At 58.8% G+C, this 26,767-nt stretch carries 23 protein-coding genes; 20 read left to right on the top strand and 3 right to left on the bottom strand.

The features are described 5' to 3' along the window. Positions 1 to 62: 62 nt before the first annotated feature. The 10 genes from nuoG to RGV06_RS22680 all read left to right on the top strand — a co-directional run bounded on the left by nuoG (position 63) and on the right by RGV06_RS22680 (position 11,430). The gene (gene nuoG, locus RGV06_RS22725; protein ID WP_322151487.1) at positions 63 to 2,777 is read left to right on the top strand and encodes an NADH-quinone oxidoreductase subunit NuoG; all 2,715 of its coding nucleotides are present in this window, start codon (positions 63 to 65) and stop codon (positions 2,775 to 2,777) included. Beyond that, positions 2,774 to 3,781, top strand: coding sequence for an NADH-quinone oxidoreductase subunit NuoH (nuoH, locus tag RGV06_RS22720; RefSeq protein WP_019828518.1), 1,008 nt, complete (start codon positions 2,774 to 2,776; stop codon positions 3,779 to 3,781). Before nuoG ends, nuoH begins: the two co-directional genes overlap by 4 nt. 12 nt (positions 3,782 to 3,793) lie before the next feature. After that, on the top strand, positions 3,794 to 4,342 hold the full coding sequence (nuoI, locus tag RGV06_RS22715) for an NADH-quinone oxidoreductase subunit NuoI (RefSeq protein WP_016780194.1): 549 nt from the start codon (positions 3,794 to 3,796) through the stop codon (positions 4,340 to 4,342). Between the two features lie 9 nt (positions 4,343 to 4,351). Then, entirely contained in the window at positions 4,352 to 4,855 is a 504-nt protein-coding gene (gene nuoJ / locus RGV06_RS22710; RefSeq protein WP_019828520.1) for an NADH-quinone oxidoreductase subunit J, read from the top strand. Between the two features lies 1 nt (position 4,856). Continuing rightward, positions 4,857 to 5,165, top strand: a complete 309-nt coding sequence (gene nuoK / locus RGV06_RS22705; RefSeq protein ID WP_019412103.1) for an NADH-quinone oxidoreductase subunit NuoK — start codon at positions 4,857 to 4,859, stop codon at positions 5,163 to 5,165. Continuing rightward, positions 5,162 to 7,015 carry an NADH-quinone oxidoreductase subunit L gene (nuoL, locus tag RGV06_RS22700; protein WP_019828521.1) on the top strand — a complete coding sequence of 618 codons (1,854 nt, stop codon included), beginning with the start codon at positions 5,162 to 5,164 and terminating at the stop codon, positions 7,013 to 7,015. Before nuoK ends, nuoL begins: the two co-directional genes overlap by 4 nt. Before the next feature lie 38 nt (positions 7,016 to 7,053). Then, positions 7,054 to 8,586, top strand: a complete 1,533-nt coding sequence (gene nuoM / locus RGV06_RS22695; RefSeq protein ID WP_019828523.1) for an NADH-quinone oxidoreductase subunit M — start codon at positions 7,054 to 7,056, stop codon at positions 8,584 to 8,586. A gap of 7 nt (positions 8,587 to 8,593) precedes the next feature. Beyond that, the gene (gene nuoN / locus RGV06_RS22690) at positions 8,594 to 10,063 is read left to right on the top strand and encodes an NADH-quinone oxidoreductase subunit NuoN (protein WP_019828524.1); all 1,470 of its coding nucleotides are present in this window, start codon (positions 8,594 to 8,596) and stop codon (positions 10,061 to 10,063) included. Between the two features lie 238 nt (positions 10,064 to 10,301). Next, positions 10,302 to 10,907 carry a hypothetical protein gene (locus RGV06_RS22685; RefSeq protein ID WP_322151483.1) on the top strand — a complete coding sequence of 202 codons (606 nt, stop codon included), beginning with the start codon at positions 10,302 to 10,304 and terminating at the stop codon, positions 10,905 to 10,907. Between the two features lie 94 nt (positions 10,908 to 11,001). After that, the gene (locus RGV06_RS22680) at positions 11,002 to 11,430 is read left to right on the top strand and encodes a DUF4304 domain-containing protein (protein WP_322151481.1); all 429 of its coding nucleotides are present in this window, start codon (positions 11,002 to 11,004) and stop codon (positions 11,428 to 11,430) included. 754 nt (positions 11,431 to 12,184) lie between these two features. Here RGV06_RS22680 and RGV06_RS22675 read toward each other — a convergent pair. Beyond that, positions 12,185 to 12,454 (bottom strand): hypothetical protein, encoded by a 270-nt coding sequence (locus RGV06_RS22675; protein WP_048350832.1) that lies wholly within the window; start codon positions 12,452 to 12,454, stop codon positions 12,185 to 12,187. A 431-nt stretch (positions 12,455 to 12,885) separates the two neighbouring features. Between RGV06_RS22675 and RGV06_RS22670 the strand changes: the two genes are divergently transcribed. Then, positions 12,886 to 15,003, top strand: a complete 2,118-nt coding sequence (locus tag RGV06_RS22670) for a TonB-dependent receptor family protein (RefSeq protein ID WP_046808674.1) — start codon at positions 12,886 to 12,888, stop codon at positions 15,001 to 15,003. On the opposite strand, the gene RGV06_RS22665 is transcribed toward RGV06_RS22670, so the two are convergent. Continuing rightward, positions 15,000 to 16,082, bottom strand: coding sequence for an AI-2E family transporter (locus RGV06_RS22665; RefSeq protein ID WP_046808673.1), 1,083 nt, complete (start codon positions 16,080 to 16,082; stop codon positions 15,000 to 15,002). The two genes, RGV06_RS22670 and RGV06_RS22665, sit on opposite strands and share 4 nt — an antisense overlap. A 235-nt stretch (positions 16,083 to 16,317) precedes the next feature. Here RGV06_RS22665 and RGV06_RS22660 point away from each other — a divergent pair, with 235 nt between their 5' ends. The 9 genes from RGV06_RS22660 to yegQ all read left to right on the top strand — a co-directional run bounded on the left by RGV06_RS22660 (position 16,318) and on the right by yegQ (position 25,905). Then, positions 16,318 to 17,613, top strand: coding sequence for an OprD family porin (locus tag RGV06_RS22660; protein ID WP_082136475.1), 1,296 nt, complete (start codon positions 16,318 to 16,320; stop codon positions 17,611 to 17,613). Between the two features lie 249 nt (positions 17,614 to 17,862). Continuing rightward, positions 17,863 to 18,690 carry an NAD-dependent epimerase/dehydratase family protein gene (locus tag RGV06_RS22655; RefSeq protein WP_322151477.1) on the top strand — a complete coding sequence of 276 codons (828 nt, stop codon included), beginning with the start codon at positions 17,863 to 17,865 and terminating at the stop codon, positions 18,688 to 18,690. Positions 18,691 to 18,737: 47 nt separating this feature from the next. Then, on the top strand, positions 18,738 to 19,625 hold the full coding sequence (locus tag RGV06_RS22650; protein WP_046808671.1) for a glucurono-1,5-lactonase: 888 nt from the start codon (positions 18,738 to 18,740) through the stop codon (positions 19,623 to 19,625). A 63-nt stretch (positions 19,626 to 19,688) separates the two neighbouring features. Beyond that, on the top strand, positions 19,689 to 20,672 hold the full coding sequence (locus RGV06_RS22645; RefSeq protein WP_019828540.1) for a TRAP transporter substrate-binding protein: 984 nt from the start codon (positions 19,689 to 19,691) through the stop codon (positions 20,670 to 20,672). Positions 20,673 to 20,734: 62 nt separating this feature from the next. After that, entirely contained in the window at positions 20,735 to 21,262 is a 528-nt protein-coding gene (locus tag RGV06_RS22640; RefSeq protein ID WP_046808669.1) for a TRAP transporter small permease, read from the top strand. Further along, positions 21,263 to 22,543 carry a TRAP transporter large permease gene (locus tag RGV06_RS22635; RefSeq protein WP_019828543.1) on the top strand — a complete coding sequence of 427 codons (1,281 nt, stop codon included), beginning with the start codon at positions 21,263 to 21,265 and terminating at the stop codon, positions 22,541 to 22,543. It abuts the gene before it with no gap. 147 nt (positions 22,544 to 22,690) lie between these two features. Then, positions 22,691 to 23,605 (top strand): EamA family transporter, encoded by a 915-nt coding sequence (locus RGV06_RS22630; RefSeq protein ID WP_019828544.1) that lies wholly within the window; start codon positions 22,691 to 22,693, stop codon positions 23,603 to 23,605. A gap of 27 nt (positions 23,606 to 23,632) precedes the next feature. Next, positions 23,633 to 24,499, top strand: a complete 867-nt coding sequence (locus tag RGV06_RS22625; RefSeq protein WP_322151474.1) for an aldose 1-epimerase — start codon at positions 23,633 to 23,635, stop codon at positions 24,497 to 24,499. A 65-nt stretch (positions 24,500 to 24,564) separates the two neighbouring features. Further along, positions 24,565 to 25,905, top strand: a complete 1,341-nt coding sequence (yegQ, locus tag RGV06_RS22620) for a tRNA 5-hydroxyuridine modification protein YegQ (RefSeq protein ID WP_322151472.1) — start codon at positions 24,565 to 24,567, stop codon at positions 25,903 to 25,905. A gap of 106 nt (positions 25,906 to 26,011) precedes the next feature. Here the strand turns inward: yegQ and RGV06_RS22615 are convergent, their stop codons facing one another. Next, positions 26,012 to 26,740: a dienelactone hydrolase family protein gene (locus tag RGV06_RS22615; protein ID WP_019828547.1), complete on the bottom strand. Its 729-nt coding sequence runs from the start codon at positions 26,738 to 26,740 to the stop codon at positions 26,012 to 26,014. Between the last annotated feature and the right edge of the window lie 27 nt (positions 26,741 to 26,767).

Genomic DNA, 26,767 nt, shown 5'->3' with positions numbered 1-26,767 from the left:
ACGCATAACAAGATTCCATTAGCCACGCCCGCTGACACCGGGCCAACGAAGACCTTTGAACAATGGCCACTATCCACGTAGACGGCAAAGATCTCGAAGTCGATGGGGCAGACAACCTGTTACAGGCGTGTCTGTCGCTAGGTCTCGATATCCCGTATTTCTGCTGGCACCCTGCCCTGGGCAGTGTTGGCGCTTGCCGCCAATGCGCCGTCAAGCAGTACACCGACGAGAACGACAAGCGTGGTCGTATCGTCATGTCGTGCATGACACCGGCCACCGACGGTAGCTGGATCTCCATCGACGACGAAGAAGCGAAAGTGTTTCGCGCGAGCGTCGTTGAATGGTTGATGACCAACCACCCGCACGACTGCCCTGTGTGCGAAGAAGGCGGTCACTGCCACCTGCAAGACATGACCGTGATGACCGGTCACAACGAGCGCCGTTATCGCTTCACCAAGCGTACCCACCAGAACCAGCAACTGGGCCCGTTCATTTCCCACGAAATGAACCGCTGCATCGCCTGCTATCGCTGCGTACGCTTCTATAAAGACTACGCGGGTGGTACTGACCTCGGCGTTTTCGGCGCCCACGACAATGTGTACTTCGGTCGCGTTGAAGACGGCGTGCTCGAAAGCGAGTTCTCGGGCAACCTCACCGAAGTCTGCCCGACCGGTGTGTTTACCGACAAAACCCACTCCGAGCGCTACAACCGCAAGTGGGACATGCAGTTTGCCCCAAGCATCTGCCACGGTTGCTCCAGCGGCTGTAACATCAGCCCGGGCGAACGCTATGGCGAACTGCGTCGCATCGAAAACCGCTTCAACGGTTCGGTCAACCAGTACTTCCTGTGTGACCGTGGCCGTTTCGGCTATGGCTACGTCAACCGCACCGATCGTCCACGCCAGCCACTGCTGGCCGACGGCACCAAGCTGAGCCTGGACGCCGCACTGGACAAAGCCGCTGACCTGCTGCGCGGTCGCAACATCGTCGGTATCGGTTCGCCCCGCGCCAGCCTCGAAAGCAACTACGCGTTGCGCGAACTGGTCGGCGCCGAGCACTTCTACTCAGGCATCGAAGCCGGTGAGCTGGACCGCATCCGTCTGGTGCTGCAAGTACTGAAAGACAGCCCGCTGCCAGTGCCGAACATGCGCGAGATCGAAGATCACGACGCCATTTTCGTCCTCGGCGAAGACCTGACCCAGACTGCAGCCCGTATGGCGCTGTCGTTGCGTCAATCGGTCAAGGGCAAGGCTGAAGAAATGGCCGACGCCATGCGCGTTCAGCCATGGCTCGATGCCGCCGTGAAAAACATCGGCCAGCACGCGCTGAACCCGTTGTTTATCGCAAGCCTGGCTGAAACCAAGCTCGATGACGTGGCTGAGGAATGCGTCCATGCAGCACCGGACGATCTGGCCCGCATCGGTTTTGCAGTAGCCCATGCCATCGACGCCAGCGCCCCAGCCGTTGCCGGTCTGGATGCTGAAGCCCTGGAACTGGCGCAACGCATTGCCAACGCTCTGCTCGCCGCCAAACGTCCACTGATCATTGCCGGTACTTCCCTGGGCTCCAAAGCCCTGATCGAAGCCGCAGGCAACATCGCCAAAGCCCTGCACCTGCGCGAGAAGGCCGGTTCCATCAGCCTCATCGTGCCGGAAGCCAACAGCCTTGGCCTGGCCATGCTGGGCGGCGACTCGGTAGACGCAGCCTTGCAAGCCGTGATCGACGGTAAAGCCGACGCCATCGTGGTAATGGAAAACGACCTGTTCACCCGTGTTGACGCGGTCAAGGTCAACGCTGCGCTGGACGCTGCCAAAGTGGTGATCGTTGCCGACCACCAGAAGACTGCGACCACCGACCGTGCCGATCTGGTACTGCCGGCCGCAAGCTTCGCAGAAGGCGACGGTACACTGGTCAGCCAGGAAGGCCGCGCCCAACGCTTCTTCCAGGTGTTCGACCCGACTTACCTGGACGCCAGCATTCTGGTTCACGAAGGCTGGCGCTGGTTGCACGCACTGCGCAGTACCCTGCTGAACAAGCCGGTTGACTGGACCTTGCTCGACCACGTCACGCAAGCCACGGCTGCAAGCACACCTGCACTGGCCCGCATCATTGATGCCGCGCCGTCTGCTGCGTTCCGCATCAAAGGCATGAAGCTGGCTCGTGAACCGCTGCGTTACAGCGGCCGTACCGCCATGCGCGCCAACATCAGCGTGCACGAACCGCGCACCCCACAAGACCCGGACACCGCGTTCGCCTTCTCCATGGAAGGTTACTCGGGCTCCGTCGAACCGCGCCAACAAGTGCCGTTCGCCTGGTCGCCGGGCTGGAACTCGCCACAAGCGTGGAACAAGTTCCAGGACGAAGTCGGTGGTCATATCCGTGCTGGCGACCCGGGCACCCGCCTGATCGAAAGCGAAGGTGATTCGCTGAGCTGGTTTGCCAACATTCCGGGCGCATTCAACCCGGCACGCGGTACCTGGCAAGTGGTGCCGTTCTTCCACCTGTTGGGCAGCGAAGAGAACTCTTCGAAAGCCGCACCGGTTCAAGAGCGCATTCCGGCTGCTTACATCGCACTGGCCAAATCCGAAGCCGATCGTCTGGGTGTCAATGAAGGTGCCCTGCTCAGCCTCAACGTTGCCGGCGTGACCCTGCGTCTGCCGCTGCGTATCAATGAAGAGCTGGGTTCAGGTCTGGTGGCATTGCCTGCAGGGCTTGCCGGTATCCCGCCAGCGATCTTTGGCCTTACCGTTGACGGTTTGCAGGAGGCAGCCCAATGACCTGGTTCACACCTGAAGTGATCGACGTGATTATCTCGGTGCTCAAAGCCGTGGTGATCCTGCTCGCCGTAGTCGTTTGCGGCGCGCTGCTCAGTTGGGTAGAACGTCGCCTGCTGGCCTTGTGGCAAGACCGTTACGGTCCGAACCGCGTTGGCCCGTTTGGCGCGTTCCAGATCGCAGCCGACATGATCAAGATGTTCTTCAAGGAAGACTGGACCCCACCGTTTGCCGACAAGGTGATCTTCACCCTGGCACCGGTTGTGGCCATGAGCGCCTTGCTGATCGCCTTCGCGATTATCCCGATCACCCCGACCTGGGGCGTGGCGGATCTGAACGTCGGCATCCTGTTCTTCTTCGCCATGGCCGGTCTGTCGGTCTATGCGGTGTTGTTTGCAGGCTGGTCGAGCAACAACAAGTTCGCGCTGCTGGGTGCCTTGCGTGCCTCGGCACAGACGGTTTCCTACGAAGTGTTCATGGGCCTGGCGCTGATGGGCATCGTGGTGCAGGTTGGCTCGTTCAACATGCGCGACATCGTGGAATACCAGGCGCAGAACCTGTGGTTCATCATTCCGCAAATCTTCGGTTTCCTGACCTTCTTCATCGCAGGCGTAGCCGTGACTCACCGTCACCCCTTCGACCAGCCAGAAGCAGAACAGGAACTGGCCGATGGTTACCACATTGAATACGCCGGCATGAAGTGGGGCATGTTCTTCGTTGGTGAGTACATCGGGATCGTGTTGATCTCGGCGTTGCTGGTGACTTTGTTCTTCGGTGGCTGGCACGGGCCTTTCGGCATCCTGCCGCAGATTCCGTTTATCTGGTTCGCCCTGAAGACCGCGTTTTTCATCATGATCTTCATCCTGCTACGCGCTTCTATTCCGCGCCCACGGTATGACCAAGTGATGGACTTCAGCTGGAAGTTCTGCCTGCCGCTGACCCTGATCAATTTGCTGGTGACCGCCGCAGTCGTGTTGTTGAACACGCCCGCCGGCGCGGTTCAGTGAGGATAGAGACCCATGTTCAAGTACCTGTTTGACATCGTGCATGGCACCTACACCCAGCTTCGCAGCTTGGTGATGGTGTTTGGCCATGCCTTCCGCAAGCGTGACACGCTGCAATACCCGGAAGAACCGGTCTACCTGCCACCACGCTACCGTGGCCGGATTGTCCTGACCCGCGACCCGGACGGCGAAGAGCGTTGTGTAGCCTGTAACCTGTGCGCCGTAGCGTGCCCGGTAGGCTGCATCTCGCTGCAAAAAGCCGAAACCGAAGATGGTCGCTGGTACCCGGAGTTCTTCCGCATCAACTTCTCACGCTGCATTTTTTGCGGTCTGTGTGAGGAAGCCTGCCCGACCACCGCGATCCAGCTGACACCGGATTTCGAGATGGCCGAGTTCAAACGTCAGGATCTGGTGTACGAGAAAGAAGATCTGCTGATCTCCGGTCCCGGCAAGAACCCTGATTACAACTTCTATCGTGTTGCGGGTATGGCCGTTGAAGGCAAGCCGAAAGGCGCTGCCCAGAACGAAGCCGAGCCGATCAACGTGAAGAGCTTGCTGCCTTAAGGAAGAACGATGGAATTCGCTTTCTATTTCGCATCGGGTGTCGCTGTCGTGTCCACGCTACGCGTGATCACCAACACCAACCCTGTGCACGCCCTGCTCTACCTGATTATTTCGCTGATTGCCGTAGCGATGACGTTCTTTAGCCTGGGCGCACCCTTTGCCGGTGTGCTCGAAGTGATCGCTTACGCCGGTGCCATCATGGTGCTGTTTGTGTTCGTGGTGATGATGCTCAACCAGGGCCCTGCCTCGGTCACGCAAGAACGTCACTGGCTCAAACCGGGCATCTGGATCGGGCCGAGCATTTTGTCGGCCATCCTGCTGGCCCAATTGCTGTACGTGCTGTTCGCTCACCAGAGCGGTGCGGCAATCGGCCAAACCACCATTGATGCAAAAGCCGTGGGCATCAGCCTGTTCGGCCCGTACCTGCTGGTGGTCGAACTCGCCTCGATGCTGCTGCTTGCTGCAGCGGTGACGGCGTTCCACTTGGGCCGCACTGAGGCGAAGGAGCAATAACATGCCAGGAATACCTCTCGAACATGGTCTCGCGGTAGCGGGCATCCTGTTCTGCCTCGGTCTGGTTGGCCTGATGGTACGTCGCAACATTCTCTTCGTATTGATGAGTCTGGAAATCATGATGAACGCCGCTGCACTGGCCTTCATCGTTGCCGGTGCACGCTGGGCGCAGCCGGATGGACAAGTCATGTTCATCCTGGTGATCACCCTGGCAGCCGCTGAGGCCAGTATTGGCCTGGCGATCCTGCTGCAGCTGTATCGCCGCTTCCATACGCTTGATATCGATGCTGCCAGTGAGATGCGCGGATGAACCTTCTCTTTCTGACTTTCGTATTCCCCCTGATCGGCTTTTTGCTGCTGTCGTTCTCCCGTGGACGCTTCAGCGAAAACCTCTCGGCCGTGATTGGCGTTGGCTCCATTGGCCTCTCGGCCATCGTGGCCGCGTATGTGATCTGGCAATTCAACGTCGCACCGCCGCCAGGTGGTGAGTACACGCAAGTGCTGTGGCAGTGGATGTCGGTGGAAGGCTTCAAGCCTAATTTCGCCCTGCATCTGGACGGCCTGTCGGTCACCATGCTCGGTGTGGTGGTTGGTGTTGGCTTCCTGATCCACGTCTTCGCCTCGTGGTACATGCGCGGTGAAAACGGCTATTCGCGTTTCTTTGCCTACACCAACCTGTTTATCGCCAGCATGCTGTTCCTGATCCTGGCCGATAACCTGCTGTTCGTGTACTTCGGCTGGGAAGGCGTAGGCCTGTGCTCGTACCTGTTGATCGGTTTCTACTACAGCAACCGCAACAACGGTAACGCCGCACTCAAAGCCTTTATCGTGACCCGCATCGGCGACGTGTTCCTGGCCATCGGCCTGTTCATCCTGTTCCAGCAACTGGGCACGCTGAATATTCAGGAACTGCTGGTTCTGGCACCTCAGAAGTTCCAGGCCGGTGATTTCTGGATCGTGCTGGCAACCCTGATGCTGCTGGGCGGCGCTGTCGGTAAATCTGCGCAACTGCCGCTGCAAACTTGGCTGGCAGACGCGATGGCCGGTCCTACCCCGGTGTCGGCACTGATCCACGCCGCAACCATGGTTACCGCCGGTGTCTACCTGATTGCACGTACCCATGGCCTGTTCACTCTGGCGCCGGACGTGCTGCACCTGGTCGGCATTGTCGGCGGTGTGACCCTGGTGCTGGCCGGTTTCGCGGCACTGGTACAAACCGACATCAAACGTATCCTTGCCTACTCGACCATGAGCCAGATCGGCTACATGTTCCTGGCATTGGGCGTAGGTGCCTGGGACGGCGCGATCTTCCACCTGATGACCCACGCCTTCTTCAAGGCGCTGTTGTTCCTTGCATCGGGTGCGGTGATCGTTGCCTGCCACCACGAGCAGAACATCTTCAAGATGGGCGGCCTGTGGAAAAAACTGCCATTGGCCTACGCCAGCTTTATCGTCGGTGGCGCGGCGCTGTCTGCCTTGCCATTGCTGACGGCCGGTTTCTACTCCAAGGACGAAATTCTTTGGGAAGCCTTCGCCAGCGGTAACAACGAACTGCTGTATGCCGGTCTGGTCGGTGCGTTCATGACCTCGCTGTACACCTTCCGCCTGATCTTCGTCACGTTCCACGGCGAAGCCAAGACTGAAGCCCACGCGGGCCACGGCGTTACCTACTGGCTGCCGTTGAGCGTGCTGATCGTACTGTCGACGTTTATCGGCGCAATGATCACCCCGCCACTGGCCGGTGTACTGCCACAAAGCGTTGGCCATGCTGGCGGTGAAGCCAAGCACAGCCTGGAAATCGCCTCGGGTGCCATCGCCCTGGCCGGTATCCTGCTCGCCGCCCTGCTGTACCTGGGCAAGCGTCGCTTTGTAACCGCCGTCGCCAACAGCGGCATCGGTCGCTTCCTGTCGGCCTGGTGGTTCGCTGCCTGGGGCTTCGACTGGCTGTACGACAAACTGTTCGTCAAACCGTACCTGTTGATCTGCCGCTTGCTGGCCAAAGATCCTCTGGACCAGACCATTGGTTTGATCCCGAAGATGGCCAAGGCCGGGCATAACGCCCTCAGCCGCAGCGAAACCGGTCAACTGCGTTGGTACGCTGCATCCATGGCCGCCGGTGCTGTACTGGTCATGGGCGCCATCGTGTTGGTAGCGGTCTGATATGAACCTTCGACTTTGCGAAAGGAATTGAGCCCGTCATGATTCTGCCTTGGCTAATCCTGATCCCCTTTATCGGCGGCCTCCTGTGCTGGCTGGGTGAGCGTTTCGGCTCCACCCTGCCCCGCTGGATTGCATTGCTGACCATGTCCCTTGAGCTTGCCCTCGGCCTTTGGCTGTGGTCCCAGGGGAACTACTCATTTGCACCGGCGCCTGGCGCCGACCCGACCTGGGCCCTTGAGTTCCAGCACACCTGGATCGCACGCTTCGGTATCAGCGTACACCTGGCGCTGGACGGCCTGTCGCTGCTGATGATCCTGCTGACCGGCTTGCTCGGTGTGCTGTCGGTTCTGTGTTCCTGGAAAGAAATTCAGCGTCACGTGGGCTTCTTCCACCTGAACCTGATGTGGATCCTGGGCGGCGTGGTTGGCGTGTTCCTGGCCATCGACCTGTTCATGTTCTTCTTCTTCTGGGAAATGATGCTGGTGCCGATGTACTTCCTCATCGCGCTCTGGGGTCACAGCTCATCGGACGGCAAGAAAACCCGTATCTACGCCGCCACCAAGTTCTTCATCTTCACTCAGGCTTCCGGCCTGATCATGCTGGTGGCGATCCTGGGTCTGGTGCTGGTCAACTTCAACACCACCGGCGTGATTACCTTCAGCTACGCCGAGTTGCTGAAAACCAAGATGTCGCTCACCACTGAGTACATCCTGATGCTGGGCTTCTTCATCGCGTTTGCCGTGAAGCTGCCGGTGGTACCGTTCCACTCTTGGCTGCCGGATGCTCACGCACAGGCGCCAACAGCAGGTTCGGTCGATCTGGCCGGTATCCTGTTGAAGACTGCTGCGTATGGTCTGCTGCGTTTCGCCTTGCCGCTGTTCCCGAATGCCTCGGCCGAGTTTGCGCCGATTGCCATGGCCCTGGGCCTGATCGGGATTTTCTACGGTGCTTTCCTGGCCTTCGCACAAACCGACATCAAGCGTCTGATTGCGTTCTCCAGCGTTTCGCACATGGGCTTCGTACTGATCGGTATTTACTCCGGCAGCCAGCTAGCCCTGCAAGGCGCCGTGATCCAGATGCTGGCCCACGGTGTTTCGGCTGCCGCGCTGTTTATCCTCAGCGGTCAACTGTACGAGCGTCTGCATACCCGTGACATGCGTGAGATGGGTGGTTTGTGGTCCAAGATCGCTTACTTGCCAGCCATCAGCCTGTTCTTCGCGGCGGCGTCCCTGGGCTTGCCGGGTACCGGTAACTTTGTGGGTGAGTTCCTGATCCTGATTGGCTCGTTCGCCAGCTTCCCATGGATCACGGCCATTGCAACAACCGGTCTGGTGTTTGGTTCGGTCTACTCGCTGATCATGATTCACCGTGCCTATTTCGGCCCATCCAAGTCGGACGCTGTACTGGCCGGCATGGATGCACGTGAACTGATCATGGTGCTCGGTCTGGCGGTATTGCTGATTTTCATCGGCGTGTACCCACAACCGTTCCTCGATACCTCGGCTGCCACCATGCATGGCGTGCAGCAATGGCTCGGCACCGCCTTCACTCAACTCGCTTCGGCCCGGTAAGAGCGCTATGGAATTCACGATCCAACACTTTATCGCGCTTGCTCCACTGCTGATTACCAGCCTCACCGTTGTTGTGGTGATGCTGGCAATCGCGTGGCGCCGCAACCACTCACAGACCTTCCTGCTTTCGGTGGCGGGTCTTAACCTGGCTTTGTTGTCGATCTTCCCGGCGTTGAAAGTTGCTCCACTGGCTGTCACCCCGCTGTTGATGATGGACAACTTCGCCTTTCTGTACATCGGGCTGATCCTGGCCGCGACCCTGGCCTGCGTCACCCTGGCTCACGCCTATCTGGGCGAAGGCGGCACGGGCTACCCGGGCAACCGAGAAGAGCTTTACCTGCTGATGCTGCTGGCTGCGACCGGCGGTATCGTTCTGGTAAGCGCACAACACCTGGCCGGTTTGTTTATTGGTCTGGAGCTGCTCTCGGTACCGGTTTACGGCCTGGTGGCGTACGCCTTCTTCAACAAGCGCTCCCTGGAAGCCGGCATCAAGTACATGGTGCTGTCGGCCGCCGGTTCCGCGTTCCTGCTGTTCGGCATGGCCTTGCTGTACGCCGAAGCGGGCAGCCTGAGCTTCAGCGGCATTGGTCTGGCCCTGGCAGCCACTGGCGTACCTGCGCCGCTGGCACAGCTGGGTCTGGGCATGATGCTGGTGGGTCTGGCGTTCAAACTGTCGCTGGTACCTTTCCACCTCTGGACGCCGGACGTGTACGAAGGTGCTCCGGCACCGGTTGCTGCGTTCCTGGCTACCGCGTCCAAAGTGGCCGTGTTTGCAGTGATGGTGCGTCTGTTCCAGATCACACCTTCGGCAACCACCGGTGTGATGAGCGATGTACTGACCGTGATCGCGATTGCCTCGATCCTGTTCGGTAACTTGCTGGCCTTGACCCAGAACAACCTCAAGCGTCTGCTGGGTTACTCGTCCATCGCTCACTTTGGCTATCTGCTGATCGCCCTGGTAGCGAGCAAGGGCATGGCCATGGAAGCCATCGGCGTGTACCTGATCACCTACGTGCTGACCAGCCTGGGTGCATTCGGTGTGATCACCCTGATGTCCTCGCCCTACAAAGGCCGTGACGCCGACGCACTGTACGAGTACCGCGGCCTGTTCTGGCGTCGTCCGTACCTGACGGCCGTGATGACCGTGATGATGCTGTCGCTGGCGGGTATCCCGCTGACGGCTGGCTTTATCGGCAAGTTCTACATCATTGCCACCGGTGTTGAAGCTCACCAATGGTGGCTGGTCGGTTCCCTGATCCTGGGTAGCGCCATCGGCGTGTTCTACTACCTGCGAGTGATGGTGACCCTGTACCTGGTAGAGCCGAAACTGCATCGCCACGATGCTCCGCTGAACTGGGAACAAAAAGCCGGTGGCGTCATGCTGCTGGCGGTTTCGGTCATGGTGTTCTTCCTGGGTGTCTACCCGCAGCCAATGCTGGAACTGGTGCAACACGCCTCGCTGAGCTTTGCTGGCTAAGCGCTGGGCGCTGTACCCAAAACCCCGTGAAGGCTGGCCTTCACGGGGTTTTTTTTGGTTTGTAACCGCTGGCTACGGGTCGTCAACACGAAAACAGGCTGCCTCGACGCGCATTGCTTTTGATCTGTGCGCACCGTCGAAAGGCCCGGGGTGGCCAGCAGAACCAAAAACAGAACTGATGAGAAGCCATCGCAGAAATGACATAGTCGGCAATACCGCACATGGAGTTGGCCCCCCAATGAAGAAATACCTCCTCTATCCGCTCATGGCATTGCTCGCAGGATGCAGCACCGGGCCCTACCTGTATCCCGAATCTGCAACGGGTAAAAACGCCGTGCTTGATCGCACCTGCCCTGGTCCGAAAGCAGCAATGAGCTTTGCCCCTCTCTCGGAAGAACTCGATTGGGTGCATGTACTGGTCTATGTAGCGCCGCCGGGCACATCGAGCTGGCCGGGTAACCTGCGCTCAGTTGATACCGAGCTTCGACTATTTGGCCGACTCTACATACCTCCACGCTTGCGCAACCTGAACACACCGGATCAACGCCGAGCGGCTTACAAACAAACCGACCCGCCTCTGTGGGTCAGTGCCGCCTCCCCCATGGTGAGCGTAACCCTGGCGACGGGTGAAACCTATCAGGTCAGGATCGATCAATTGGAAACCGGCTTTGACCCGCGAGAACAAACCAGCAGCAGCCGTAAGGGAACGCCACTGGGCAAGGGCGATATGGATGACTTCACCCTCACCTTCCCGGATATCTACGTGAATGGTGAAAAAGTGCCCATGGCACCCATTCACTTTAAAAAACGTGAAGAACGCTATGCGCCCGTATTTAACTGCTGAGTAAAAACCTGCCACACCCCAACAACGACAATGCTCTTCGACTGGCACCTCCACATGTCCTACCGAATAACTGCCTGCCAAATGGAGTCATGCCATGGAACGCGAAAAAATTGATGCAGCCTTAAAAGAACATGTCGTCCCGGTGCTTCGCAGCATGGGGTTTAAGGGATCTTTTCCACACTTTCGCCGTAACACGGGACAGCAAATCGACCTGCTAACGTTTCAGTTTGATAAACATGGAGGTGGTTTCGTCGTTGAAGTAGCTGTCAGTCCGACTGAGGGAGTCACCCTGCATTGGGGCGAGCAGATCCCCGCGGCAAAAGTGGTCGCCACGCACCTGCATCCCAATAAACGCATTCGGTTGGGCGCGGCCATGGAAGGAGACCACTGGTTCAGATATGACAATAAAGGCACCCGCACTACCCGATTCGAAGATACGGCCCGGGAGGTACTGCCTTACCTGAGCGCTGAAGCGACTGACCATTGGGCCAAAGGCCCTCTCTGGGACAACTCAACCTCGTAAGCCCCTTTGACCCGGGATGAGTTTCTCAGACGTGACGTGCGGTGATGCACATGGAAAGCCTTTTGGGTGACTTTTTCGGCGTCTGGAAGGAACGAAGGCTGCGTCCGGTTGCGATGCGACCGTAAAACCTGAGCCCGGGATTTACCTGAACGACCGCTGTGTAAGGTTTTACGACTGCTGCGTCGCAGTGGCGCACCAAACCGAACGCAGCCTCGCTCGGCTCGTCAGCGGCTACAGACTCACGCTTACCCCGCGTCGTAGCAGTTGACGAGTAGAACGAGGCTACGATCGATCGCGAAGCGGTCGTAACACCGGGGCACCCGGTATGCCTGACTAACCGTGGAAGCCGATTTTACGACTGCTTCGCAGCCGAACGCAGCCTCGTTCTACTCGTCAGCTGCTACGGATCGTGCGCAAACCGCCACCAAACAGGCCGGCCGGTCGGCCGCCGCGGGGCGAAATGCTTTTGATCTGCCCGCCCCTTCGGGAGGCCGAGAGGAGGTTCCGCGCAGTGGGCATCCCGGCATGGATGCCGGGATAGCCGTGTTGGGCCAAGGATGGCCCGTCACGGCGGGCCCACGGAGCGTGACCGGAATGAGGGAACCTGAGCGAAGCGAAGGCCGTACGCTGGGGCGAGGACCTTTTGGTTCCTTTTGGGTCCTTCTAAAAGGGACTCGCTGTAAGAGCGAAACCAATAGTCCAGTTAGACCTAGATGCCGGATATGTACTCAACGTGCCAGTTAAACAAACAAGATCAAGCAGGCCGCAACCGCCAACCCAGCACATCCAGCAGGTCACAACCATCACGCAGTAAATGAGCGGCAACAGTGGCCAGATGCTTGAGATCAACAGCATCGGCCTGCTGCATTTCGCGGCTGGAGAACGATTCCATCAGTTGAGTTACAGCCAGAACGCGGGCGACTGCGTTGGCATGGAGCACATCGAGGGGAGCGCTACGATCGATCAATAACGCGGGGATGGTGCAGTCGATAGCGGTAAGAGGAATAAACGAAGAACTAGCCATTAATCAAACTCCTAAATGTCGAATTTGAGCCAACCGTTCTCGTCGCCAAACAAAAAAAGGTGGCCGCTATGCGCGGGTTGGCGAACCGGTAACATTTAGGAAAACCCGGCAGATCCAAAGATCTCCCACGCACAGCTGCCATAAAGCAACGCGAGCAAAATACACGCCCCGCTATATATAACAACCACATGCTAACTAAATATTGTCCAAGTCGCCAAACCCGGTCGCCTTATCGGCGAGCACCGACTATAGGCCCCGCACCAAGCCCCCAGCAATTGCCAACCCTGTGCGAAAAATCCCGAAAAAACGTGAGCTTGTAGCATCGCGAGCAAGCCCGCTCCGACTCAATTTATGCTGCCCGCACGTTGCGAGTGATTCTCGGCTTGTATAGGCTGGCGCGCCGCCCGCCCATCGACCTGGAAGCTCCATTAATGCGCTCTGCTCTTTCTTCACTTTTACCCTTGGCGTTGATCTGCAGCGCCCCCGCCTATGGCAGTGCCCTGGAACTGGGCGAGGTTCAGGTGCGCAGCGAAGAAAGCAGTGAGCTTGAGGCCGCAAAGGCCGCGCTTGAGCAAATCCCCGGCGCCAGCAACCTGATCGACATGAGTCGCGTCGAAAACGGCCGCACTGCCAGCAACGCCGATGTGCTGGCCTATCAACCGGGGGTCTATGCACAATCAGCGGGCAATGACGGGGCCAAGGTCTCGGTGCGCGGCTCGGGTATCAACCGCGCGCCCAGCGCCCACGGTTCTGGCCTGTATGTGATGTTCGACGGCTTGCCCTTAACGGGCCCCGGCGGCACCCCTTACGAGTTGTTCGAGCCCTTGTGGCTAAGCCGCGCCGAAGTGCTGCGCGGCGCCAACGGTTTCGAGACCGGCTCACTGGCCCTGGGCGGGTCGATCAACTACGTTACCCATACCGGCTACGACGCGGCGCCCTTGCAGGTGCGCTACGAAACGGGCAGCTATGGCTATCAGAAACGTCAGATCAGTTCCGGGCAGGTGCTGGGTGATCTGGACTACTACGTGTCGTTGACCGACTCCAACACCGATGGCTATCAGGACCACACCCAGGGCAGCAGCAAAGGGATTGCCGCCAACGTCGGTTATCGATTCAGTCCGCAACTGGAAACCCGCTTCTATCTGCGCTATCGCGAAACCGATAACGAACTGGCCGGGCGCGTGACCAAAGACAGCATCAAGCATCATCCCCGCGCCGCCAACCCGGCCTATGTCAGCGGTGACTACACCCGCCCGCAACCCGGCAGCACCTGGCTGGGCAACAAGACCACGATGTATCTGGATGACGATTCGCAACTGGAAGTGGGGCTGGTCTATCACGACTACCCCATGGACCTGCGCGAAGGCCCCAACCGCCTCAAAGTTGCCTACACCGATGTCAGCGGCACGCTGAACTACAAGCGCCGCGACACCTTGTTCGGACTTGAAAGCAAAACCACCGTAGGGCTGCGCAATACCAAGCATTTGCCCAACAGTGGTGCTTCGGAGTATGTACGTATCCCTCGGGGCAACACTGCGACTTACGCACCCGGCACCAAGATGCGCGACTTCAGCTATCAGGGTTCTGACACCGTGCTGCACGCCAGCAACGATCTGGAGCTGATCCCCGACCTATGGCTGACCACCGGCATGGCGCTGATCTACACCCGCCGCGAGAGTGATGTGAGCTACCCCGAGAGCGGCGGCAAGGTGAGTCAAAATGACTGGGACTACGCCCCCCGTGTCGGCCTGCGATATGAGTTCAACCCGAACTTGCAGGTGTACGGCAACCTCAGTCGTTCGGTCGAGCCACCCCATCCCTGGTCGATGATCTGGAGTTCACCGTTTGTGTTTCCAGTCGGTAGCGGTGCCGCCACCGGACGCCAAAGCACACCCATTGCCCTGAAAAACCAGACGGCCACCACTCTGGAACTGGGCACCCGCGGCGAATCATGGATCGGACAATGGGATCTGGCCTGGTATTACTCGGCCATCCGCCATGAACTGTTGACCGTTGAATTGCAAGCAGCCACACAAAACCTTGGGCCGATTGTGGGTGAGTCAAACGCCAGCCCAACCGTGCACCAGGGTTTCGAAGCCGGCCTAAACAGCCTGCTGTGGCAAGGCGAGGCCGCTGGCAAGGTGTCCATGCGCCAGGCCTACACCTTCAGCGACTTCCATTACCGTGATGATTCGCGTTTTGGTGACAACAAACTGCCCGGGATCCCGCAGCACTACTATCAGGCCGAGATCCGTTACGACCACCCACAAGGCTTCTATGCCGGGGTCAACACCCAGGTGGCCTCGCGCATGGCGGTGGATTACGCAAACTCGTACTACGCCTCGTCCTACATGCTGTGGGGTGCAACGCTGGGCTACAACTCCCCCAAGCAGGATTGGCAAACCTGGCTCGACCTGCGCAACCTCACCGGTGAGCGCTATGCCGCAACCATTACTCCGGGTTATGACGACAAAGGCCTGGATGCGGCGCGCTCCACACCGGGTGAAGGCATGGGCGTTTACGTCGGGGTTTCCTACAGCTTCCGTTAATCGCCAGGCGGGATATCAGCTGGCAACCGCACCTTGCGGCGGGTGCCGCTGAACAATCCCCAGCTGGACAGGAACAAGGCGGCAATCAACGGCCCGATCACAAAGCCATTGAGGCCGAAGATTGCCATGCCGCCCAGGGTCGAAATCAGGATCAGGAAGTCTGGCATTTTGGTGTCTTTACCCACCAGGATCGGGCGCAGCACGTTGTCCACCATACCGATCACAAAGACCCCGTACAGCGCCAGCACCACCCCTTCCCAAACCGCACCGGTCACCACAAAGTAAACCGCTACCGGTGCCCAGACGATCCCGGCGCCGATGGCAGGCAGCAAGGACAGGAACATCATCAGCACCGCCCAAAACAACGCGCTGTGGATGCCCAGCACCCAGAAGATCACGCCGCCCAGTGCACCCTGGGTGATCGCCACGGCCAGGTTGCCTTTGACCGAAGCCCGCACCACGCGGCGCAGCTTGAGTTGCAACAGGCGTTTTTGCTGTTCCGCCAGCGGTACTGCGTTGCGAATGTTGCGCACCATCTGCTGACCATCACGAATAAAGAAGTACAGCAGGTACAACATGATGAAAAAGCTCACTACCAGATCAAAAGTGCTCTGACCGAAGCTGAAAACCTGAGTGGCAAAAAACTGGCTGCCTTCGAGTGCACCCTTGGAGACTTTTTCACTTAGCCCGTCAATGTTGCCCATGCCAAAACGGTCAAGCCAGTCCTGCGCGGTGGCCGGCAAGATGTCCTTGAACTGCATGACGTAACTGGCGACGTTGATCTTGCCGCTCTCAACGTCCTTGTAGAGGGTGGCCACTTCTTGCACCAGCAAGGCTGTGGTGATGACCACCGGAATGATCGCGATCACCGTACACGCACCCAAGGTCGTAAATGTTGCCAGATTGCGGCGTCCGCGCATCTTGAGCAGCAGCTTGCGCTGCAAGGGTGCAAACAAGATCCCCAGCGCCACCGCCCAAAAAATCGCCCCGTAAAACGGCAGCAAAATCCAGATAAAGGCAATCGTGACCAAGGCCAGCAACAGGAGAAGAGTTTTGCGTTGAAGACTGGTTTCGTTCATGTGTCATCCATGTCGGTAAGCCGCGAATGCTTGGAATAGACGCAGTGTAGCCGTTGGCACAGGCTGAGATAAGCAGCACGGTGCCATCCCCCCTCAAGCCAGACCCCGCAACCTGCACCAACGGCTACGAAAACGACGTAAGCAGCATTGACAACCCTGTGCGCACTCTGTAAAAAATCCATCCAGTTGTATGACAACAGATAACAAAAATAATAATGTTCAAGGAGCTCTACGGATGATGTCACCTACCTGCGCCCTCTCGCTTCTCACACGCTCAATAACCGCTAAAAATACCCGATCCCTTGCGCTGCTCGGCCTCGGCAGCATGGGCCTGGCCTTGCCGTTAACGGGTATGGCAGAGGGCTTTGTGGACGACACCAAAGCCACCCTGACCCTGCGCAACGCCTACATCAATCGCAATTTCACCAACCCTGCCTATCCGCAGAGCAAAGCCGAAGAGTGGACGCAAAACTTCATTCTTGACGTCAAGTCCGGTTTTACCCAGGGCACGGTCGGATTCGGAGTGGATGTACTGGGTCTCTACTCTCAGAAACTGGACGGCGGCAAAGGCACAGCCGGTACTCAACTACTGCCGATCCATAGCGATGGCGAACCGGCCGATAATTTTGGTCGCCTGGGCGTCGCGGCCAAGGCCAAAATTTCCAACACGGAGCTTAAAATCGGCGAGTGGATGCCGGTGCTGCCAATCCTGCGCTCGGATGACGGGCGCTCCCTGCCGCAAACGTTCCGTGGCGGCCAGATCACCTCCAAGGAATTCGCCGGCCTGAACCTTTACGGCGGTCAGTTCCGCGCCAACAGCCCGCGTAACGATGCGAGCATGGAAGACATGTCGCTCAACGGTAAAGGCGCCTTTACCTCGGACCGATTCAACTTTGCTGGCGGTGATTACAGCTTCAACGAAAAGCGCACTCAGGTTGGTGTGTGGTACGCCCAGCTGGAAGACATTTATCAGCAGCAATTTCTTAACCTCCTGCACAGCCAGCCCATTGGCGATGTGACTCTGGGCGCTAACCTCGGTTATTTCTGGGGCAAGGAAGACGGCAATAAACTGGCTGGCGATCTGGACAACAAGACCGCTTATGCCCTGCTGTCGGCCAAATACAAAGGCAACACCCTGTACGTTGGCCTGCAGAAAGTCAGCGGCGACGACGGCTGGTTCCGCGTCAACGGCACCAGTGGCGGCACATTGGCCAACGACAGTTACAACTCCAGCTACGACAACGCCAAGGAACGCTCCTGGCAACTGCGCCACGACCTGGATTTTGCAGTGCTTGGCGTACCCGGCCTGACGATGATGAACCGCTATATCAGCGGCGATAACATCCACACCGGCGCCATTACGGACGGCAAGGAATGGGGCCGCGAATCGGAACTGGCCTACACCGTGCAAAGCGGCACATTCAAGGACCTGAACATGCGCTGGCGTAACGCTAGTATCCGTCGCGATTACAGCGCTAACGAGTTTGACGAAAACCGCATCTTTATCAGCTATCCGCTGTCGTTGTTGTAAGCGCCAGCCCCAACAACTTGTGGGAGCGAGCCTGCTCGCGATGGCATCACTGCGACTTTCCTGACAAACCGCAGCGCCAGCATCGCGAGCAGGCTCGCTCCCACAACAGCCAGACTGTTGTTGACCCCAACCGATTTGCGGCGGTTGCAAGTACGGATTCGGCATTGACAACCACCACAATGGCTGTGAATAATCCGAGCCAAGTCATACGACAACAGATGACAATAACAAGAATTACAGGGATCTTTGATGACAACCACACGTACTGTCCAAACCCCCTTCAATCGCCTTCTTCTCACCGGTGCAGCCGGCGGTCTGGGGAAGGTGCTGCGCGAAAGCCTCAAGCCCTACGCCAAGCTTTTACGACTCTCTGATATCGCCCCAATAGCACCCGCGGCCGATAGTCACGAAGAAATAGTCCTCTGCGACCTCGCCGATAAACAGGCTGTTCACCAGATGGTTGAGGGCGTAGACGCGATCCTGCACTTTGGCGGTGTCTCGGTCGAACGTCCGTTCGAAGAAATTCTGGGCCCGAACATCAGCGGCGTTTTCCATGTTTATGAAGCAGCACGCCGTCATGGCGTCAAGCGCGTGATCTTCGCCAGCTCCAACCATGTCATCGGGTTCTATAAACAGGACCAAACCCTGGATGCCCACTCCTTGCGTCGTCCGGACGGCTATTACGGGCTGTCAAAGTCCTACGGCGAAGACATGGCCACCTTCTACTTCGATCGCTATGGCATCGAGACCGTCAGCATCCGCATCGGCTCCTCATTTCCCGAGCCGCAGAACCGCCGGATGATGAGCACCTGGCTGAGCTTTGCCGACCTCACGCAGTTGATCGAACGCTCGTTGTACACCCCAAATGTCGGCCACACCGTGGTCTATGGCGCCTCAAACAACCTCAACGTGTGGTGGGACAACCGTTTTGCGGCCCACCTGGCTTTTGAGCCCAAGGACACCTCTGAAGTATTCCGCGACAAGATCGACGCCCAACCAATGCCTGCGGCCAATGATCCGAGCATGGTTTACCAGGGCGGAGCCTTCGTTGCGGCCGGTCCATTCGGCGACGAGTAAACCGCTGCCCGCGCATCACACTGAATACGGACAAGGATTGAGCCGCCATGACTGCTGAACTGATTCTGGATGCACGCAACGCCACCGGCGAAAGCCCGGTCTGGAGCTCGGCGCAACAAGCACTTTACTGGGTGGATATCCCGGCAAAACGCCTGCACCGCTGGAGCCTCGCCGATGGTAAAAACCAAAGCTGGCAGGCCTCGCAAATGCTCGCGTGCATTGCTCAGGCAGGGAATGGCAGTTGGATCGCCGGCATGGAGAATGGCCTGTTCGCTATCACGCCCCACGCCGATGGCAGCCTCGACAGCCGCCTGCTGGCCAGCGTGACCCACGCCCTGCCAGAGATGCGCTTCAACGACGGCCGCTGCGACCGCCAAGGGCGTTTCTGGGCGGGCACCATGTTGATGAACATGGCCGCAGGGGCACCGGTAGGCGCGATGTATCGCTATGACGCGGGCCAGGAAGGACCGCTCAAGGCGCAACTTGAAGGGCTGACTGTTCCCAACGGCCTGGCGTTCAGCCCGGACGGCAAGACCATGTACCTCTCGGACTCACACCCCGATGTGCAAAAGATCTGGGCTTTCGACTACGACACCGACACCGGCACCCCCCATGGCCGCCGCCTGTTCGTGGACATGACCGAGCATGCTGGCCGCCCCGATGGCGCCGCCGTCGACGCCGATGGTTGCTACTGGATCTGCGGCAACGATGCGGGGTTGGTCCATCGGTTTACCCCTGACGGCAAGCTTGACCGCTCCTTGGCCGTGCCCGTCAAAAAACCCGCCATGTGTGCCTTTGGCGGCGCAGATCTGGACACCCTGTTCGTCACCTCGATCCGTCCTGCGGGTGATCTCAGCGACCAGCCGCTGGCAGGAGGCGTTTTCGCCCTCAGGCCCGGGGTCAAGGGACTGACGGAGCCCGCGTTCAACAACTGACTGCTTTGCCGACACTGCTGATCCAACACCTTGATATAAAAAAAACAATATTTGGAGTGACCCATGGATTTCAAACGCACCCTGCTTATCGCTGCACTGCCACTGGCCTTCTGCCTGTCAGGCATGGCCCAGGCCGAAATCAAAATCAAGTTCGCCGAAGTTCACCCCACCGGCTATCCGCCTGTGGTGGCTGAGCAGGAAATGGGCAAGAAGCTCCAGGCCCAGAGCAACGGCGATATTTCCTTCAAGATGTTTGCCGGTGGCGTACTGGGCTCAGAGAAAGAAGTGGTCGAGCAGCTTCAGTCCGGCGCAATACAAATGACCCGCGTCAGCCTCGGGATCCTCGGGCCGGTCGTACCGGAAACCAATGCGTTCAACCTGCCGTTCGTGTTCCGTGACCAGGCCCACATGCGCAAAATCATCGACGGCGAAATTGGCCAGGAGATGCTGGATAAAATCACCAATTCCGATTTCAACATGGTCGCGCTGGCGTGGATGGATGGCGGCACCCGCAACCTCTACACCAAGAAGCCAGTACGCGAGATGGCTGACCTTAAGGGCATGAAAATTCGCGTCCAGGGCAACCCGGTCTTTATCGATACCATCAACGACATGGGTGGCAATGGCATCGGCATGGCGACCGGCGAAATCTTCAGCGCCTTGCAGACAGGCGTTATCGATGGCGCCGAAAACAACCCCCCTACCTTCCTTGAACACAACCACTATCAGAACGCCAAGTACTTCACCTGGACCGATCACCTGATCCTGCCGGAGCCAATCGTGATCGCCAAATCCACTTGGGCAAAACTGAGCCCGGAGCAACAAGCTCTGGTGCAGAAACTGGCCCGAGAGGCGCAGTTTGAAGAACGTGAGCTGTGGGACAAAAAATCCGCCGAGAGCATCACCAAGCTCAAGGCCGGTGGTGTTGAGTTCATCACCCTCACGCCAGAACAGAAAAAAGCCTTCTACGACGCTACTCAGCCAGTGCGCGACAAATATGGTGCGAACTACAAAGACCTGATTTCCCGTATTGAAGCCGTTCAATAAGTCAGTCCGATAATGCCGCGGTAACGGGCTCCTGCCCGTTCTCCGCCGCAGTGGTGAGCCCCATGAAAAATACCGTGCTGCGCTTTAACGACATGTTGTACCGGGTATGTATCGGGATTGCCGGCCTGTCGGTACTGACCATGACCCTGATCATTCCATGGGGCATTTTTGCCCGCTACGTGCTCGGGACCGGCTCCAGCTGGCCCGAGCCCACCGCCATTTTGTTGATGGTGGTCTTTACCTTTTTCGGGGCCGCCGCCAGTTACCGCGCCGGGGCCCACATGGCCGTGGCGATGGCTGTGGAACGCATGCCCGCACGCATCCGCTCCAAGGTGGCCGTGCTGGTGCAAATACTGATGGTGATCGTCTGCCTGTTCATGACCGTGAAGGGGTTTAAATTGTGCGCGACCACCTGGAATCAATTCATCGGTGAGATGCCATCCGTCAGGGTCGGCATCTCCTATTTACCGATCCCTATAGGCGGTCTGGTCACCCTTTGCTTCGTCCTGGAAAAACTCTTCCTGGGTGACCAAAGCCACCGCCGTGCCGTGCGGTTCGACATCGTAGAAGCCAGCGAAGAGGCCGTATAAATGGACGCTTTCGTACTGTTGGGCAGCTTTATCGCCCTGATCCTTCTCGGCATGCCGGTCGCTTACGCGCTGGGCCTGTCGGCACTGGTCGGCGCCTGGTGGATCGATATCCCGTTTGATGCCCTGATGATTCAGGTGGCTGGCGGGGTCAACAAGTTCTCCCTGCTGGCAATCCCGTTCTTCGTACTGGCGGGGGCGATCATGGCCGAAGGGGGCATGTCGCGCAGGCTGGTGGCCTTCGCCGGGGTGCTGGTGGGTTTCGTACGGGGCGGGCTGTCACTGGTCAACATTGTGGCCTCGACCTTCTTCGGCGCGATTTCCGGCTCATCCGTGGCTGACACGGCGTCTGTAGGATCGGTTCTGATTCCGGAAATGGAGCGCGCTGGCTACCCCCGCGAGTTCTCCACGGCAGTCACTGTCAGCGGCTCGGTACAAGCCCTGCTCACCCCCCCGAGCCATAACTCGGTGCTGTACTCGCTGGCTGCTGGCGGCACGGTATCGATCGCTTCGCTGTTCATGGCCGGCATCATGCCAGGGCTGCTGCTCAGCGCTGTGATGATGGGCCTGTGCATGATCTTTGCGCGCAAGCGCAACTACCCCAAAGGTGAAGTGATCCCGCTGCGCAAGGCACTGAAGATCGCGGGTGAAGCGATGTGGGGGCTGATGGCCATGGTCATCATCCTCGGCGGTATCCTGACCGGCATCTTCACCGCTACCGAGTCGGCTGCGGTTGCGGTGGTCTGGTCGTTCTTTGTCACCATGTTTATTTACCGCGATTACAAATGGCGCGACCTGCCCAAGTTGATGCACCGGGCGGTACGCACCATTTCCATCGTGATGATCCTGATCGGTTTTGCCGCCAGCTTCGGTTACATCCTGACGCTGATGGAAATCCCGATGAAGATCACCACAGCGTTCCTGACGCTGTCGGATAACCGTTACGTGATCCTGATGTGCATCAACGTGATGTTGCTGCTGCTGGGCACCGTGATGGACATGGCGCCACTGATTCTGATCCTGACGCCGATCCTGTTGCCCGTGATCATCGGTATCGGCGTCGATCCGGTGCATTTCGGCATGATCATGCTGGTCAATCTGGGGATAGGACTGATCACACCGCCGGTTGGCGCCGTGCTGTTCGTGGGGGCTGCCGTGGGCAAGGTCACCATTGAAAACACTGTTAAAGCCTTGCTGCCGTTCTACGTGGCGCTGTTCATGGTACTGATGCTGGTGACCTATGTTCCGGCCATCTCGCTGTGGTTGCCAAACCTGGTTCTGTAAACCGTCCCCTGCCCGTGGGAGCGGGCTTGCTTGCGATGCAGACGACGCGGTGTAACTGATACACCGCAGCGATCCCATCGCGAGCAAGCCCGCTCCCACAATGCTTATCCAAGAGGCTTTATTTCCAGCCAAGGAGGCTGGTTACTTATGTCTGCTCCTGCTTTGTTCCCCCGCCATATCGCCGTGTTGATTCTGGTCCTGCTGGCCTGCGCATTCGCGGGCAACCATATCGCCGCCCGCATCGCCTTCGACCACGATACGGGCCTGTTACTGGCCATTCTGTGTCGCGCTGGCGTGACCTTGCTGGTGTTGACCGGCCTGGTGCTGTGGCAACGCGAACGCCCCCGATTGACCGCTGCCAACTGGCGCTGGCAATTGCTGCTGGGGCTGCTGATCGCGGCACAAAGCTTTTTTATCTATTCGGCCGTGGCGCGGATTCCCGTGGCACTGGCACTGTTGATTGCCAACGTGGCGCCGATCCTGCTGGTGCTGCTGACCTGGGCGCTGGGCGGTGCAGCCCCGACCCGGCGAGCGGCGCTGCTCATGGGGTTGATCATGTGCGGTCTGGTATTTGCCCTGGACGTACCCGAGCGCCTGTCGAACCAGGGCAGCACCGAAGCGCAATGGCTCGAAGGCATTCTGTTCGGGTTCGCCGCCGCCTCCGTGTTCGCCTGTGCGCTCTGGATTACCGATCATAAACTGTCGAGCCTGCGTGGCACGGTGCGCAGCATGCTGACCATGCTGATTGTGTTTTGCGCAGCGGCCCTGGCCGGGGTCAGCGGCGTGCTGCCCGGCGGCGTGTCGCTGCCCTCCTCGTCCACCGGCTGGACAGCTCTGGCCTGCCTGGTGGCGCTTTATGGGCTAGGGTTCTGCCTGTTGTTTATCTGCATGACGCGCCTGAACATGGCCCGCAACGCACCCGTGATGAACGTTGAGCCAGTGGCAAGCCTGCTGTTCGGCTGGCTGATCCTGGACCAGTTGCTTAGCAGCGGCCAAATCATCGGAGGCCTGATCGTGGTCGCGGGTATCGTGATGCTGACCTGGCGCCGTGCCACCGATTGATCTGTCATTCCCTAACGGTAGAGCCCCATGCCCACAGAAACATTGACCCTTGAAGACGGCCTGACCCGTCTGACTCTGGCACCGCACATAGGCGGCAGCATTCTCGACTGGAGCATCATTGCCAGCGGCCAGCCCTTGTTTCGCCCAAGTGCGGCCGATGCCCTGGACAGCAACTCGGCCAACCAGCTGGCCTGTTATCCACTGGTGCCCTGGTCGAACCGGATAGGCAACGGCGGCTTCGACGGCCCCAGCCACTGGTTCGCCCTGCAGGCCAACAATCCTCCCGGCCCCCTGCCCATTCACGGCAGCGCCTGGCAGCAAGCCTGGAGCGTGACCGAGCACAGCCCGCGCCATGCCTGCCTGCAACTCGACAGCACCACCCCTTTTGCGTACCGCGCCCAGTTGCGCTACACCTTGAGCGACGGCCAACTGCGCATAGACCTGAACGTCACCCATCAGGACGAACGCGCCGCCTGGCACGGGCTGGGGCTGCACCCGTATCTGCCGCGCACCGCCAACACCCGATTGCAGGCCAAGGCCGCTCAGGTCTGGCTGTGTGATGATCAGGGCCTGCCCACGGAGCGTGCGCCCCTGCCGGTGGAATGGGACTTCAACCAGAGCAACGCCTTGCCGCACACCCGGCTCGACAACTGTTTTACCGAATGGGATGGCAACGCGCTGATCAGCCAGCCGGATCTGGGCTATACGCTCGAATGCCAGGCTACAGGCAGCCAGTACTGTCTGGTCTACTGCCCGCCCGGGGAGAAGTATTTCTGCTTCGAGCCCGTCAGCCACCCGGTCAATGCCCATCACCTGCCCGGCCATCCGGGGTTGACGCTATTGCACAAGGGGCAGTCGACCAGCATGAGTGTCAGCTTCAAGCTCAACCCATAGACCCAGGTCAATAGTCCCGCATCAAGGCTCGACTACCATCGCGCCTTTTTGCGAATGACCTGACTATGCGCCTTGCACCGCCCGAACTCCTCGCCCCAGCCGGCACCCTCAAAAACATGCGTTATGCCTTCGCTTATGGGGCCGACGCGGTGTACGCAGGTCAGCCGCGTTACAGCCTGCGGGTACGCAATAACGAATTCGACCACGCCAATCTGGCCATTGGCATCGCCGAAGCCCAGGCACAGGGCAAACGTTTTTATGTGGTGGTCAATATTGCCCCGCACAACGCCAAGCTGCGCACCTTCCTCAAGGATCTGGAGCCGGTCGTTGCCATGGGCCCGGATGCGCTGATCATGTCTGACCCGGGACTGATCATGCTGGTGCGCAAAAACTTCCCCCACGTACCGATTCATTTGTCGGTACAGGCCAATACGGTTAACTGGGCCAGTGTCGAGTTCTGGCGTCAGCAAGGCTTGAGCCGGATCATCCTGTCCCGCGAGCTGTCACTGGAAGAGATCGAAGAGATTCGCCTGCAAGTGCCGGACATGGAGCTGGAGATTTTCGTCCACGGGGCGTTGTGCATGGCGTACTCGGGGCGCTGCCTGTTGTCCGGTTACATGAACAAGCGTGACGCCAATCAAGGCAGTTGCACCAATGCCTGCCGCTGGAAATACGACACTAAACCGGCCACGGAAAACGAACTGGGCAATATCGTCAAGGTGGTAGAGCCGACCCTGGGGGTGGGAGCGCCCACCGACGACGTGTTCGTGCTGCATGAATCCCAACGCCCGGACGAGCAGATGACCGCGTTCGAAGACGAACACGGTACTTACATCATGAACTCCAAGGATCTGCGCGCCGTGCAGCATGTGGCACGGCTGGCCGGGATGGGCGTGCATTCGCTGAAAATCGAAGGGCGAACCAAGTCGCACTTCTACTGTGCACGGGCAACCCAGGTGTATCGCAAGGCAATTGATGATGCGGTGGCAGGACGTGAGTTTGACCGCAGCCTGATGACGGACCTAGAGTCACTGGCCCAGCGCGGTTACACCGAGGGGTTTTTGCGGCGCCATGTCCACGATGAATATCAAAACTACCTGCAGGGCAGTTCGTTATCGCACCGCCAGCAGTTTGTCGGGGAGTTGACCGGCGAACGGCGCAACGGCCTGGCCGAGGTCAAGGTCAAAAACCGATTTGCCCTGGGTGACCATCTGGAGCTGATGACCCCGCACGGCAATTACCACTTTGATCTCGAACGGTTGCACAACAGCGCGGGCTTGCCGACCCAGGTTGCACCGGGTGACGGCCACACGGTGTACCTGCCGATCCCTGAGCAGGTGGACTTGAAGTACGGGTTGTTGATGCGGGATTTGACGGTGAATGAGGTGATGGAGCGCTCGGCGTGAGCGCTGTGGGAGCGGGCTTGCTCGCGATAGCATCGCCCGGTTTTGTCTGACGATCGAGCCGTCAGCATCGCGAGCAAGCCCGCTCCCACAGACTGGGTGATTGCGATTAATCGCGAAACACTTCATCCAGCAAGTTGTGCATGGCGGTAAACGCACGGCTGGAGGTTTTGGCGTCGTACATCATCTTGCCCGGCACATTGGCATGCGGGTCGGTGAAGGAATGCACCGCGCCGCCATAGCTGGTCAATTGCCAGTCCACGCTCGCCGCATTCATCTCGGCCGCAAAAACCGGTAGCTGTTCGTTTGGCACCAAGGGATCAGAAGCGCCGTGCAACACCAGCACCGAGCCCTTGATGCTCTGTGCATCGATAGGATTTGGGGTGTCGAGGTTGCCGTGGAAGGACACGGCGGCTAGCAGTGGTGCACCACTGCGCGCCAGCTCAAGCGAGCAGCAACCGCCAAAGCAGAAGCCAAAGGTCGCCAGCTTGCTGCTGTCGACCTGGGCCAGGCCCTGATTTTTCAGCGCGTCATACGCTGCCCACATCCGCTTGCGCAACAGGGCGCGGTCATTCTTGAGCGGCATCATTGCAGCGCCCGCCTCGTCGGCATCGCCCGGGCGGATGGCCTGACCGTACAAGTCAGCAATCAGTACCACGTAGCCCTGCTCTGCAACCGACTTGGCAATCTCTTCGGCAGCCGCGCTGATGCCCATCCAGTTGGGCGCCATCAGCAAACCCGGCAAAGGGTCTTCTCGGCTCGGGTCAAACGCGAGGCGGCCTTCGTAAGCTTGGCCGTCGATTTGATAGGCCACTGAACTGACCGTAATTGATTTCATTAAAAACTCCTGAATTCAAAACAAAAA

It is taken from the genome of Pseudomonas sp. CCI3.1 (assembly GCF_034313985.1).
GTDB classification, from domain to species: domain Bacteria; phylum Pseudomonadota; class Gammaproteobacteria; order Pseudomonadales; family Pseudomonadaceae; genus Aquipseudomonas; species Aquipseudomonas psychrophila.
Note: the sequence above shows the minus strand (reverse complement) of the source record. Positions and strands in the feature narration are given on the sequence as shown.